General features: G+C 72.4%; 12 protein-coding genes. 5 read left to right on the top strand and 7 right to left on the bottom strand.

All coding sequences use genetic code 11. The features are described 5' to 3' along the window. Window positions 1-143: 143 nt before the first annotated feature. Together V6U89_RS21885 and V6U89_RS21880 are read left to right on the top strand one after the other, a co-directional pair. Window positions 144-533 (top strand): SCO5389 family protein, encoded by a 390-nt coding sequence (locus V6U89_RS21885; RefSeq protein WP_334573210.1) that lies wholly within the window; start codon window positions 144-146, stop codon window positions 531-533. A 155-nt stretch (window positions 534-688) separates the two neighbouring features. Further along, window positions 689-1,882: an extracellular catalytic domain type 1 short-chain-length polyhydroxyalkanoate depolymerase gene (locus V6U89_RS21880; protein ID WP_334573209.1), complete on the top strand. Its 1,194-nt coding sequence runs from the start codon at window positions 689-691 to the stop codon at window positions 1,880-1,882. Between the two features lie 83 nt (window positions 1,883-1,965). Here the strand turns inward: V6U89_RS21880 and V6U89_RS21875 are convergent, their stop codons facing one another. Then, window positions 1,966-2,865: a TIGR01777 family oxidoreductase gene (locus V6U89_RS21875; protein WP_334573208.1), complete on the bottom strand. Its 900-nt coding sequence runs from the start codon at window positions 2,863-2,865 to the stop codon at window positions 1,966-1,968. Window positions 2,866-2,980: 115 nt separating this feature from the next. Further along, window positions 2,981-3,979 (bottom strand): aldo/keto reductase, encoded by a 999-nt coding sequence (locus tag V6U89_RS21870; protein WP_334573207.1) that lies wholly within the window; start codon window positions 3,977-3,979, stop codon window positions 2,981-2,983. Window positions 3,980-4,032: 53 nt separating this feature from the next. Here V6U89_RS21870 and V6U89_RS21865 point away from each other — a divergent pair, with 53 nt between their 5' ends. After that, window positions 4,033-4,485 carry a MerR family transcriptional regulator gene (locus V6U89_RS21865; protein WP_334573206.1) on the top strand — a complete coding sequence of 151 codons (453 nt, stop codon included), beginning with the start codon at window positions 4,033-4,035 and terminating at the stop codon, window positions 4,483-4,485. A gap of 97 nt (window positions 4,486-4,582) precedes the next feature. Here the strand turns inward: V6U89_RS21865 and V6U89_RS21860 are convergent, their stop codons facing one another. The 3 genes from V6U89_RS21860 to V6U89_RS21850 form a co-directional block, all read right to left on the bottom strand. Beyond that, window positions 4,583-5,497 carry an LLM class flavin-dependent oxidoreductase gene (locus V6U89_RS21860; protein ID WP_334573205.1) on the bottom strand — a complete coding sequence of 305 codons (915 nt, stop codon included), beginning with the start codon at window positions 5,495-5,497 and terminating at the stop codon, window positions 4,583-4,585. A 71-nt stretch (window positions 5,498-5,568) separates the two neighbouring features. After that, window positions 5,569-6,039 (bottom strand): hemerythrin domain-containing protein, encoded by a 471-nt coding sequence (locus V6U89_RS21855; protein ID WP_334573204.1) that lies wholly within the window; start codon window positions 6,037-6,039, stop codon window positions 5,569-5,571. 77 nt (window positions 6,040-6,116) lie between these two features. Beyond that, window positions 6,117-7,460 (bottom strand): low temperature requirement protein A, encoded by a 1,344-nt coding sequence (locus V6U89_RS21850; RefSeq protein WP_334573203.1) that lies wholly within the window; start codon window positions 7,458-7,460, stop codon window positions 6,117-6,119. Window positions 7,461-7,651: 191 nt separating this feature from the next. On the opposite strand from V6U89_RS21850, the gene V6U89_RS21845 reads away from it, so the two are divergent. Then, window positions 7,652-8,584 (top strand): SDR family NAD(P)-dependent oxidoreductase, encoded by a 933-nt coding sequence (locus V6U89_RS21845; RefSeq protein WP_334573202.1) that lies wholly within the window; start codon window positions 7,652-7,654, stop codon window positions 8,582-8,584. Window positions 8,585-8,686: 102 nt separating this feature from the next. Here V6U89_RS21845 and sucB read toward each other — a convergent pair whose 3' ends face one another. Continuing rightward, complete coding sequence (gene sucB, locus V6U89_RS21840) at window positions 8,687-10,519, bottom strand: 2-oxoglutarate dehydrogenase, E2 component, dihydrolipoamide succinyltransferase (RefSeq protein WP_334573201.1); 1,833 nt, start codon at window positions 10,517-10,519, stop codon at window positions 8,687-8,689. A gap of 73 nt (window positions 10,520-10,592) precedes the next feature. Next, window positions 10,593-11,981 (bottom strand): dihydrolipoyl dehydrogenase, encoded by a 1,389-nt coding sequence (lpdA, locus tag V6U89_RS21835; protein ID WP_334573200.1) that lies wholly within the window; start codon window positions 11,979-11,981, stop codon window positions 10,593-10,595. Window positions 11,982-12,159: 178 nt separating this feature from the next. On the opposite strand from lpdA, the gene V6U89_RS21830 reads away from it, so the two are divergent. Beyond that, the gene (locus tag V6U89_RS21830; protein ID WP_154943981.1) at window positions 12,160-12,489 is read left to right on the top strand and encodes a hypothetical protein; all 330 of its coding nucleotides are present in this window, start codon (window positions 12,160-12,162) and stop codon (window positions 12,487-12,489) included. Window positions 12,490-12,550 lie beyond the last annotated feature (61 nt).

Raw genomic sequence — 12,550 nt, 5'->3', positions numbered from 1 at the left:
TTACCAACCGGATCTGGTGGCACCGCTCAGACACGAAAGCCGGTCGGGCGCGGAACCTTGATTACTTGTTGGAAATGACTTCCAATTGCAGAAGTCGCGCCATCGCGCAGATCGCGCGTCAGTGCGCAGATCGGAGGAGCACCATGTCTCTCGACGTACCCACCGCCCTGTTGGAGCGGGCCGAGGCCGGCCGGGTGGACGACGAGGAGTTCGTCGACTGTGTCCGGCGGTCCCTGCCGTACGCCTGGTCGGTGGTCGCCGACGTCGCCGCGCGCGCGGCCGACGGCGGCCGGATGGCCGAACACGCCGTGCCGCCGCCGTCGGAGGCCGAGCGCGGGCAGTTGCTGCGCGCGCTGGCCAGCGACGCCATCCGGGGCGGGCTGGAGCGGCACTTCAACGTGAAGCTGGCCTTCCAGAACTGTCACCGGGTGGCGGCCTTCCCGCCGGCGCTGGTCGGCGGCGACGCCCACCGGCAGTTCGTCTCGCCGCTGGCGCAGATCCGTAACCAGAGCCCGGAGCTGCGCAACTGCTGAGGGGTCGGTCGGGGGTCCGGGGTGCCGGGCCCCCGACCGCCACATCGGCATCGACGAATGTGTGAGCGGCGGCCATGTCGCTGGTCTGAAACACGGACGTAACGTCTCGGCAACTCGGGGGTGACCCAGTTCACACGCCGCAACAGGAGGTCGCCGTGCACCGTTCCTCATCCGTCCTCGCCCGGCTCGCCGGGGCGCTGGCCGGGGCCGTCGTCGCCGCGGCCGCCCTGGTCGCGGTCGCCGTGCCCGCCCAGGCCGCCACGCTGACCCAGGTCACCGGCTTCGGCTCGAACCCGGGCAACCTCGCCATGTACGCCTACCGCCCCGACGGGCTGCCGGCCGACGCGCCGGCCGTGGTGCTGCTGCACGGCTGCACCCAGAACGCCGCCGGCTACTTCGCCAACTCCGGCTGGCAGAAGTACGCCGACCAGTGGAAGTTCGCCCTGATCGTGCCCCAGCAGTCCAGCGCCAACCAGTCGCTGAGCTGCTTCAACTGGTTCGTCGAGGGGGACATCAGCCGGGGCCAGGGCGAGGCGCTGTCGATCAAGCAGATGGTCGACCACGCCAGGACCAACTACGGCCTCGACGGCAACCGGATCTTCGTCAGCGGGCTGTCCGCCGGCGGGGCGATGACCTCGGTCATGCTCGCCAGCTACCCGGACGTCTTCGCCGCCGGCTCGGTCATCGCCGGACTGCCGTACCGCTGCTCGCCGCCGGCGTCGACCAACACCTGCCAGTACACCGGGGTGGACAAGACCCCGGCGGCCTGGGGCGACCTGGTCCGCAACGCCTACTCCGGCTACACCGGCCGCCGCCCCCGGGTCGCCATCTGGCACGGCACCTCGGACACCACCGTGGTGCCGATGAACGCCACCGAGTCCCGCGACCAGTGGACCAATGTGCTCGGTGTGTCACAGACCCCGACCAGCACCGCGTCGCTGACCGGCGGCACCAGCCTGGAGGTGTACGGCAACGACGCCGTCCGGCTCTACCGGGTCTCCGGCATGGGCCACGGCACGCCGGTCGACCCCGGCTCGGCCGCCGACCAGTGCGGCACCGCGACCTCGTACTTCCTGGACACCATCTGCTCGACCTACCGCGACGCCCTCTTCTTCGGCCTCGGCGGCAGCGTCACCCCCACCCCCACCGCGACCGCGTCACCGACCCCGACCACCGCCCCCACCTGCGTCACCGCCAGCAACTACGCCCACGTGACCGCCGGCCGCGCCTACCAGTCCGGCGGCTACGCCTACGCCCTCGGCAGCAACCAGCGCATGGGCCTGTACAACACCTTCAACACCAGCACCCTCAAGCAGACCGCCCCCTCCTACTGGATCATCGGCTGCTGACCCCCGTCCACCCCGTCGATCATGAAGTTGTTGCCCCGCGCACCGGCGGGTCGGGGCAACAACTTCATGATCACCGGCGTGGGTCAGTCGGTGAGCGCCGCGTGCAGGGCGGTGGGGAGGTCGGGGTGGGTGTAGGGGAACTTGGCCTTCGTCAGGACGCCGGGCAGGACGCGGGCGCTGGTCAGGGCCTCCTGGGCGAAGCCGCCCAGGGCGACCTTGAGGGCGAGGGCGGGGATCGGCATGATCGCCGGGCGGTGCAGCTGGCGGGCCAGCTCCCGGGTGAACTCGGCGTTGGTGACCGGGGCCGGACCGACCACGTTGACCGGGCCGCCGATGTCGTCCCGGTCGAGCAGGAATCGCGCGGCGTCCAGCCAGTCCCGCATCGAGATCCACGGCAGCCACTGCCGGCCGCTGCCCAGCTTCCCGGCGACGCCCAACTTGAACGGCAGCAGCTGCGGCTTGAGCAACCCGCCGTCGCGGTGCAGCGGCAGCCCGGTGCGCAGCCGTACCACCCGCACCCCGGCGTCCTCGGCCGGCCGGGTCGCCGCCTCCCAGACCCGGCAGACGTCGGCCAGGAAACCCTCGCCGGCCGGCGAGTCCTCCTCGACCGCCCGGTCACCGGTGTTGCCGTACCAGCCGACGGCGGAGGAGTTGAGCAGCACCATCGGCCGGTCGGTGGCCGGCAGACCGGCGATGGCGATGGCCAGGGTGGTGGTGGTGTCCACCCGGCTGGACCGGATCAGCTTCCGGTAGTCGTCGTTCCAGCGCTTGTCGCCGACGCCCGCGCCGGCCAGGTTGACCACCGCGTCGGCCTCGGCCACCACGGCCGGGTCGAGCTGCGCGGCGGACGGGTTCCACTGTCGCTCGTCGGGGGTACGCGGCGGCCGTCGCACCAGCCGGGTCACCTGGTGCCCGTCGGCGGTGAGGCGGTCGACCAGCCGGGTGCCGAGGAAGCCGGACGCGCCGGCAATGAGGATCCGCATGCTCATATCTTCGGGTACGAGGGCGGGTCCGGATGCGTTCAGCCCGTTTGCGGATCAGCTCGTCGGGACCGGCCCGCGACCCGGCCATCCGCCGGGTCGCGGGCCGCCCCCGGAATCAGGCGACCGGAACCGCGCGCAAATCGCTGAGCAGGCGTTCCACCTCGGCGAACGCCTCAGCCGGCAGCGGTCCGCGGGCGAGGGTGCCGAAGTTCTCCTCGGCCTGCGCGACGGTGCGGCAGCCCGGGATGGGCACCGTCCGTGGGCTGCGGGCGAGCAGCCACCCCAGCGCACCCTGGGCGAGGGTACGACCGTCGGCGGTGAGCGCCTCCCGGATCTCGGCGAGCCGGGCCGTCCACTCCGGTGCCGGGCGGCCGTCGGTGAACCAGACCAGCCACTCCGGTGCCCTCCCGCGCACGTCGTCCGCACCCACCGCCCGGGTCGAGCCGGTGAGCAGGCCCATGGCGAGCGGACCCCGGTTGAGACTGGCCAGGTCGAGCGCGTCGCAGACGGTGAGCAGCTCGGCGTTGTCCTTGAACACCGACTCGTCGTGCTGGATCGCCGCGCAGTGCGGACCGGCCTCGGCGAACGACCGCGCGGACGCCGGGTCGTCGGTGCTCCAGCCGTACGCGCGGATCTTGCCCTGGGCGACCAGGCCCTCCAGGGTGTCGACCAGGTCGAGCGCGGCGGACGCCGGCAGGGCGTTGATGTGCAGTTGGTAGAGGTCGACATGGTCGGTGCCGAGCCGGCGCAGCGACTGCTCCAGGCTGGCCACCGCGTAGGCCGGGCTGCCGTCCTCGCCGGTCCACCGGCGGGTCCGCTCGTCCGCGCGGTTGCCGAACTTGGTGGCGATCACCGCCCGGTCGCGGCGGCCGGCGAGGGCGCGGCCGAGGACCCGCTCGCTGTGCCCGGCGCCGTAGTTGCTGGCCGTGTCGAAGAGCGTGACGCCGAGGTCGAGGGCGCGGTGGATGGTGCGCACCGACTCGTCGTCGTCCACCTCGCCCCAGCCGAACGGCTCTCCGCCCGGGCCCCAGAGCGGTCCACCGATCGCCCAGCACCCCATGCCGAGGGCGCTGACGTCGATCCCGCTGCGGCCCAGTGTCCGTGTCATCGTCATGCGGTCAGCTTTCAACCTGGAGCGCGCTCCAGGTCAAGCCCTAGCATGGCGACATGCGCGGCTACACCCCCTCGGAAGCGGCGACCCGCAGCGGGTTCAGCCTCGACACCCTCCGGTACTACGAGAAGATCGGCCTGCTGAGCGACATCGGCCGCACCTCCGGCGGCCGTCGGGTCTTCACCGACGACGACCTGAGCTGGCTGCTGCTGTTCCGCTGCCTGCGGGACACGGGCATGCCGATCGCCGAGATGTGCCGGTACGCCGAGCTGGCCCGCGACGGTGAGCACACCGCCGGCCAACGGCAGGCCCTGCTGGAGCGGCACGCCGACCGGGTCGAGGAGCAGATGCGCCTGCTGGACCGCCAGTACGCCCATCTCCGCGAGAAGATCCGGTTCTACGAGCGGCTCCCTGGCACGCGCCTCGTCGACCATGGCGGCGACCGCGACGGCCGCACCACCCGTGCCCCCGGTGGGTCCGGCGCCGACGCCGGCGCCGGCCGATCGTGAGTCGTCCACGTCATCAGCTCGACAGCGGCGCGGCGACACCTGCGGCGCCCGGGCGGGAGTCGGCTCGCCGCTGACTCCCGGCCGATCCTGCCGCAGGTCAGGACAGCCGGGCGAGCACCGGCGCCAGCGGTTCGAGGGCGTCCCGGCGTACCACGAAACGGGTGACGCCCCAGCGGCGGCGGTGTTCGGCGACCGCCGCGACGATCTCGTCCGCCGTCCCGATCAGCACGAACGGCGTGGCCAGCACCTCGGCGACGGTCAGGCCGACGTCGCGCGCGGTCTCCGCCGCGGCGGCCTCCGCGTCGTCGGTGACCACCACCTTCTGTACCAGCGCCTCCAGCGCGGGCGGGTCGTCGCGACCGGCCGCGCCGGCCGCGACGTGGTCGAGCTGCGCCTCGATCTGGTCGGTCCGCCAGCGCACGTCGTGGGCATGGCCGTCGACGAGGGTACGCCCGAAGCCGGTCAGCCCGACCACCTCGGCGTGCGCGCCGGCCCAGCGCAGCAGCGTCGAGTTGGCGGTGCCCATGGTCAGCGGAATCCGGTCCTGCACCGGGCGCGGCGCGGTCAGCCGGGCCTCCCGCACCGTCAGCTCGGGGATGTCCACGGTGACCTCGTCGCCGTCGAGCAGGGCGCGGACGGCCTCGGCGACGGCCACGCAGCGTTGTACCCGACCGGCGACGTCCGGGCGGTCGCGGCCGACGGCGCGCCACTCGGCCGGGGTGTGTCCGGCGCCGACGCCGAGCCGGGCCCGGCCACCGGAGACCAGGTCGAGGGTGGCCACGTCGGTGGCGAGCAGCATCGGCTCGCGGACGCCGAGGTTCGACACGTACGAGCCGAGGCCGATCGTCGAGGTCACCGACGCGGCGGCGGCCAGCGCCACGAACGGGGACGTCACGGCTCCGGGGTGGTCGGCGGCGAGCAGCGCGTCGAAGCCGGCGGCCTCGGCGCGGCGGGCCAGGTCCAGCCAGCTCGCCGCGTCGGTGGGGGTGGCCTGGAGGGAGAAGACGGTCACCGGGCCAGCCTGCGCCGTCGGGGACCCCGCGGGCCAGCCCGGACGGGCCGATTCTGCTGACCGGCGAATCCTCACTCGGGCAGCGGCACGCCGAGCAGCTCCTCGGTCGTCCCGTCGCGTACCGCGTTCAGGGCGGCGACCAGCTTCTTCTCCTCGTAGACGAAGTGCGATTCGAGCAGCGCGCTCAGGCCGTCCAGTTCGGCGCGTACCCCGTCGAGGCCGGCCGGGTCGGCGGCCAGCTCCTCGACGCGGCGCAGGACGGCCGCGACCACCTCGTGGTCGGCGGCGAGTTCGTCGAGGACCGGGCGTAGCTGTGGCGCCTGCTCGGCCAGCACCCGGAACGCGCCGCCGTCCTCGCCGGTGTGGTGGCGGGTGAGCGCGGAGCAGAAGGTGAGGCAGTGGGCGCGCAGGTCGCGCGGACCGGTGGGGGAGTCGAGGCCGGCGCGCAGCGCGGCCAGCTCCTCGCGGAGCCAGAGGTGGATCTCGATCAACTGGTTGCCGAGGGCCGTCAGGCGGTGGCTCGGCTCGGTGGAGGGGTGCACGTGGATCCCATGCTGTCCCGCGCCTCCATGCCCTCGGCGGTCTCCTTGCCGGGTGCACTGCGACGCTGCCGGTGATCCTACGTCGAGGTGCCCATCTCGTCCGTCCCGCGCTCCTTCCACCGGGCCCGCCAGGCCGCCTCGTGCGCCTCGTAGGTGGTCTTCTCGTGGAAGACCAGTTCGTGCAGCGCGCGCCGGCCTTCCTCCATGGTCACCACCTCGACCACCACCAACCCGACGCAGATCGCGGTGAGCAGAGTCAAGGTGGCCAGCCCGGGCAGGTGGGAGCCGACCGGGATGCCGAGGGCGAGCAGGAGCACCGCGGCGACCCGGGTCCAGGACAGCGTGCGCAGCGTGCGCAACTGGAAGAGCATGTTCCCGCACAGGTAACAGATCACCCCGCCGAAGAGCAGCGGCACGCTCGGGCCGTGTGCCGGTTCCATGAGGGGCACGGACGGATCGGCGATCTCGTGGACGATCCCCTCCGCGCCCAGGGCGAACAGGATGATCCCGGCGATCATCGGCAGGTAGAGGTAGGCGTACGCGTCCCGCGCCATCGCCACCCGTTCTCGCCCCTCCGCGACGTGCAGGGCGATCCGGGCGGCCGGGCCGATGACGTCGTAGTGGGCCCACCAGAGCGCGGCGGTGAAGAAGATACCCAGCGTCGCCGCCGCGACCGCCGGCCAGGTCGGCGGCTGGCCGAGCAGGTTGCTGCCGACGCCGACCGAGATGACCGATTCGCCCAGCGCGATGATCAGGATGAGTTCGTAGCGCTCCGTCCAGTGCTCGGCCGAGGCCACCCCCCAGCCCCCGGTGCCGCCGAGGATTCCGGACCCGTACTGGAGCAGCACCACGCACAGCCAGAGGCCGTCGCGCACCATCCCCGCCATGTCGAGGTCGTCGATCCGGGTGGGGATCAACGCCGCGCCGAGCAGAAGGAGGGTGCTGAACACCAACTCCGGCGCGAACCGGATCAGCTGCTTGCGTTCCCGTGGGCTGTCCCGCACGACGTGCAGGTAGAGGATGAAGTGCACCGCGCGGATCACCACGTAGGTGACCGCCACGACCACCGGCCCGGCCGCGGCCGCGCGGGGGTCGCCGAACGCCTGCGGCAGGGCCAGCGCGAAGCAGAACAGCGCCGCCATCCCGACGACCATCAGCACCGGCACGAAACCCTCGCCGAGCCGCACCCGGGTGGCCACCACGCTGTGCACCACCCAGGCCCACCAGAGCACCGCCAGCACCAGCATGCCGTGCAGCAACGCCGAACCGGTGATCTGGACGGCGGTGGCCCGGGTGATGATGAAGAACGAGAAGACGAAGACCAGGTCGAAGAAGACCTCGAAGCGGTCCACCCGGGCGCCGGGGGCGACGGAGATGGCGGGCCCCAGCCGTCTGCGCCACCGCCACCGCCCGCTGCCCACCCGTCCACTCTCGCAGCGTCGGGTCGGCCCGGAGGCGATTCCCCTCAGCCTGCCCGGCGGGGCCGCAGACCGTCGCTCAGCAGGCCCAGCAGCCGGCCGGCGAGGTCGCGTTACCTCCGCGCCCTGGTGGGAAAACGCCCGCACCGCGGCGTCCAGCAGCCGCCCGCCCCCGCCTCGGACAAGGATGGATCATGAGCATCAGCACGCCGTTCTCCCGCGAGTCCACCGCCATGGAGGTCGTGCGCGGCATCGACCTCACCGGTCGGCGGGCCGTCGTCACCGGTGGGGCGTCCGGCATCGGCGTGGAGACCGCCCGTGCGCTCGCCGCCGCCGGGGCCGACGTCACCCTCGCCGTACGCAACCTCGACGCCGGCCAGCGGGCCGCGGCGGACATCACGGACACCACCGGCAACGACCGGATCCTCGTCGCCCCGCTCGACCTCGCCGACCAGTCGTCGGTGGCCGGGTTCGTGCGCACCTGGGACGCGCCGCTGCACATCCTGGTCGACAACGCCGGCATCATGGCCTCGCCCGAGATGCGCACCCCGCAGGGCTGGGAGATGCAGTTCGCGACCAACCACCTGGGCCACTTCGCCCTGGCCACCGGGCTGCACCGGGCGCTGGCGGCGGCCGGGGGCGCGCGCGTCGTGTCGGTCAGCTCGGCGGCGCACCTGCGCTCGCCGGTGGTCTTCGACGACATCCACTTCACCCGGCGTCCGTACGACCCGTGGGAGGCCTACGGGCAGTCCAAGACGGCCAACGTGCTCTTCGCGGTGGAGTTGACCAGGCGCTGGACCGACGACGGCATCACCAGCAACGCGTTGATGCCCGGGGCGATCCGGACCAACCTCCAGCGCTACATCAGCGAGGAGGAGCTGAACCGGATGCGCGCGCAGAGCGGCGGCGGCGCGGCCTACTGGAAGAGCACCGAGCAGGGCGCGGCCACCTCTGTGCTGGTCGCCACCTCACCGCTGCTCGACGGCATCGGCGGGCGCTACTTCGAGGACTGCCAGGAGGCCGGGCCGAACCAGCCGGGCACCCGCACCGGCTACGCGCCGTACGCCCGCGACCCGGAGGCGGCGGAGCGGCTCTGGACGGTTTCCGAGGAGACCCTCCAGGCGTGACGCGGGGGTGCGGCACCGATTTCCGGTCGCCGCACCCAGGGCGGAACGGCGCAGGGCGCCCCGGTCGAGGTGACCGGGGCGCCCTGCGGGCGTACGGGAGGATCAGAGACCGAGGTCGGCCTCGAAGTTGCCGGCCTCCAGGCGCTCCTTGACCGCGACCAGGAAACGGGCCGCGTCGGCGCCGTCGATCAGCCGGTGGTCGTAGGAGAGGGCCAGGTAGATCATCGAGCGGACCGCGATGACCTCACCCAGCTCCGGGTCGTTGACCACGACCGGGCGCTTGACCACGGCACCGGTGCCGAGCATCGCCGACTGCGGCGACGGCACGATCGGGGTGTCGAAGAGCGCGCCCCGGCTGCCGGTGTTGGTCAGCGTGAAGGTCGCGCCGGCGATCTCGTCCGGGCTGATCTTGTTGGTCCGGGTGCGCTCGGCCAGGTCGGCGACCCGCTTGGCGATGCCGCCCAGGTTGAGGTCACCGGCGTTGTGGATGACCGGGACCAGGAGACCCCGCTCGGTGTCCACGGCGATGCCCAGGTGCTCGGCGTCCGGGTAGGTGATCGTCCCGGCCTCGAGGTCCATGCTGGCGTTGACGATCGGGTACGCCTGCAGCGCCTCGATGGCCGCCAGCGCGAAGAACGGCAGGAACGACAGCTTGACGCCGTGCCGCTGCTGGAACGACTCCTTGGCCTGCGCCCGCAGCTTGGCGATCTTGGTGACGTCCACCTCGATCACCGTGGTGAGCTGCGCCATCTCGTGCAGCGACTCGTGCATCCGCTTGGCGATGGCCTTGCGGATCCGGGGCAGCTTCTCGGTCGTGCCGCGCTTGCCGCTCGGCTGCGGCTTCGCGGCCGGCTTGGCCGGGGCCGCCGCGGCGGGCTGCGGCGCGGGGGCCGGCGCGGCCTTGGCCGCCTTGGCCTTCTCCGCCGCCTCCAGCACGTCCTGCTTGCGGATCCGGCCGCCGACACCGGTGCCGTTGACCGAGGAGAGGTCGACACCGTGCTCGCCGGCCAGCTTGCGCACCAGCGGGGTCACGTAGCCGGCCGCCTCCTCGCCGCCCTGCGCCGGAGCGGTGGGGCGCTGCGGGATCGGGGTCGGCGCGGAGGGCTGCGCCGCCTGCTCGGCCTTGGCCGGCTCGGCGGCGGTCTCGGCCTCGGCCGCCGGCTCGTTGTACGACAGGCCCGGGGTCGGCTCCTCGACCTTGGGCTCCGGCTTGGCCTCGGCCTTCGGCTCCGGCTTCGGCTCGGGCTTGGCCTCCGCCTTGGGCTCGGGCTTCGGCTCCGGCTTCGGCTGGGCCGGTGCGGCCCCGGCGGCACCGATGATCGCCAGGTCGGCGCCCACCTCGGCGGTCTCGTCCTCGGCGACCTTGATCTCCAGCACGGTGCCGGCGACCGGCGACGGGATCTCCGTGTCGACCTTGTCGGTGGAGACCTCCAGCAGCGGCTCGTCCACCTCGACGGTCTCGCCGACCTGCTTGAGCCAGCGGGTGACCGTACCCTCGGTGACGCTCTCGCCCAGGGCCGGCATCTTCACCGGGGTGCCCTCGCCCGACGGCGCCGGGGCGGCCTCGGCCTGCGGCTGCGGCGCCGCGGGCTGCTCCTGCTCCGGCTCCGGGCCGGCGCCCGCCGCGGCGGCGGTGGGCTCGGCGGCCGGCTCGGCCGCCTGCTGCGGGGCGGCCTCGCCGCCACCGGCCTGCTCGCCCTCACCGGCGATGACGGCCAGCTCGCTGCCCACCTCGGCGGTCTCGTCCTCGCCGACCACGATCCGGCTCAGCACGCCCGCCGCGGGGGACGGGATCTCGGTGTCGACCTTGTCGGTCGACACCTCGAGCAGCGGCTCGTCGACCTCGACGGTGTCGCCCTCCTGCTTGAGCCAGCGGGTGACGGTGCCCTCGGTGACGCTTTCGCCGAGCCGAGGCATGGTGACCGATACCGGCATCTCTTACGACTCCTTCATTCCCCTGGTGCGATCTCGCCCGTCTGCCGCCGGACGCCGCGGAATCAGTTCTTGATCAGGCGTGCGCGTGCAGCGGCTTGCCGGCGAGGGCCAGGTGCGCCTCGCCCAGGGCCTCGTTCTGCGTCGGGTGGGCGTGCACGAGCTGCGCCACCTCGGCCGGGTACGCCTCCCAGTTGTAGATGAGCTGCGCCTCGCCGACGAGCTCACCGACCCGGGCGCCGACCATGTGCACGCCGACCACCGGGCCGTCCTCCACCCGGACCAGCTTCACGAAGCCGGCCGTCTTGAGGATCTGGCTCTTGCCGTTGCCACCCAGGTTGTAGTTGTAGGTCTTGACCTTGTCGGCGCCGTACTGCTCCTTGGCCTTCGTCTCGGTCAGACCCACCGACGCCAGCTCCGGGTCGGAGTAGGTGACCCGCGGGATGCCGGCCTCGTCGATCACGGCAGGGTTCTGGCCGGCGATCTCCTCGGCGACGAAGATGCCCTGCTGGAAGCCGCGGTGGGCGAGCTGGAGGCCGGGCACGATGTCGCCGACCGCGTAGACGTTCGGCACGCTGGTGCGCAGCCGCTCGTCGGTCAGCACGTAGCCGCGGTCCATCTTCACGCCCTGCTCCTCGTACCCGAGGTTGGCGGTGTTCGGGCCGCGCCCGACGGCGACCAGCAGCAGCTCGGCCTCGACGGTCTCGCCACCGGCGATCGTCAGCTTGACGCCGTTGTCGGTCTTCTCGACCTTCTCGAACGGCTTGCCGACCTTGAAGTTGATCTTCCGCTTGCGGAAGGCCCGCTCCAGCGCCTTGGACGACTCCTCGTCCTCGGCGGCGACCAGGCGGGGCAGCGCCTCGACGATCGTGACGTCCACGCCGAAGGACTTCCACACGCTGGCGAACTCGACGCCGATCACGCCGCCGCCGAGCACGATCACCGACGCCGGGACCCGGTCCAGGGTCAGCGCGTGGTCGCTGGTGATGATCCGCTCGCCGTCGATCTCCAGGCCGGGCAGGCTCTTGGCGTACGAGCCGGAGGCCAGGACGACGTTGCGGCCGGTGTAGCGCTTGCCGTCGACCTCGACGACGTTCGTGCCGACCAGCTTGCCGGCGCCGGCCACGAAGGTGATGTTCTTGGCGCTGCCCACCAGGCCCTGCAGGCCCTTGTAGAGGCGGGAGACCACGCCGTCCTTGTACGAGTTGACCCCCGCCATGTCGATGCCGACCAGCTCGGCCTTCACGCCGAACTGCTCCGACTCGCGGGTCTGGTCGGCGATCTCAGCCGCGTGCAGCAGCGCCTTGGTGGGGATGCAGCCGTTGTGCAGGCAGGTGCCGCCGAGCTTCCCCTTCTCGATCAGCGCGACCGAGAGATCCAACTGGGCGGCGCGCAGCGCCGCCGCGTAGCCGCCGCTGCCACCTCCGAGAATGACGATGTCGAAGGTCTCGTTCGGCTCGCTCACGTCCAACTCCCAGGTCGCGTCGCTGCATCGGGGGTCACGGTGGGGCAACAGGGACACACCCCACCTCGGTCATCTTGTCACTAGGGGATGCGCAGCGCGTACCGAGGTGCCCAACGACACGTCGTCGACACGTACTCTTGGCACCGTCTTCGATGACGGACGGGGGAGGAGACAGTCGGTGGGGCTCTTCCGGCGACGCAAGCAGACGGGCGCGGTCAGTCGTGGCCGCCCCGCCGACCGGGCCGATCTGGACCATCTTGAGAACTTCGTCCGGACCCGGCGGGGCGTCGAGGCGTACATCGAGCCGCGGACCACGGTCACCGAGACCACGGTCATCCTGATCGCCGACGACGGGGAGTGGACCCGCCGTCGCGTCGACGGCCCCGAGGGGGCCCGCCGCTTCGCCCACCGGCTGGCCATCCCCATCTACGACGTCCGCCTGATGGGCTACCCTCAGCGGATGCGCGACTACAACGAGCGCCGCAAACGCCGCCCCGAACTCTTCTGAGCCCCCGCCCCCGAGCGGGGTCGCCCCACCCCCACGCCGTGGGCGCATTTTCGTCGTGGGC

The organism is Micromonospora sp. CPCC 206171, assembly GCF_036906755.1.
In the GTDB taxonomy this organism is placed as follows: Bacteria; Actinomycetota; Actinomycetes; order Mycobacteriales; family Micromonosporaceae; genus Micromonospora; species Micromonospora purpureochromogenes.
Note: the sequence above shows the minus strand (reverse complement) of the source record. Positions and strands in the feature narration are given on the sequence as shown.

Bases quoted from the DNA above. Each gene is read 5' to 3' on its own strand.
- V6U89_RS21885 (WP_334573210.1), top strand. From the start codon at position 144: ATGTCTCTCGACGTACCCACCGCCCTGTTGGAGCGGGCCGAGGCCGGC.
- V6U89_RS21865 (WP_334573206.1), top strand. From the start codon at position 4,033: ATGCGCGGCTACACCCCCTCGGAAGCGGCGACCCGCAGCGGGTTCAGC.
- V6U89_RS21845 (WP_334573202.1), top strand. From the start codon at position 7,652: ATGAGCATCAGCACGCCGTTCTCCCGCGAGTCCACCGCCATGGAGGTC.
- sucB (WP_334573201.1), bottom strand. From the start codon at position 10,519: ATGCCGGTATCGGTCACCATGCCTCGGCTCGGCGAAAGCGTCACCGAG.
- V6U89_RS21870 (WP_334573207.1), bottom strand. From the start codon at position 3,979: ATGACGATGACACGGACACTGGGCCGCAGCGGGATCGACGTCAGCGCC.
- V6U89_RS21875 (WP_334573208.1), bottom strand. From the start codon at position 2,865: ATGCGGATCCTCATTGCCGGCGCGTCCGGCTTCCTCGGCACCCGGCTG.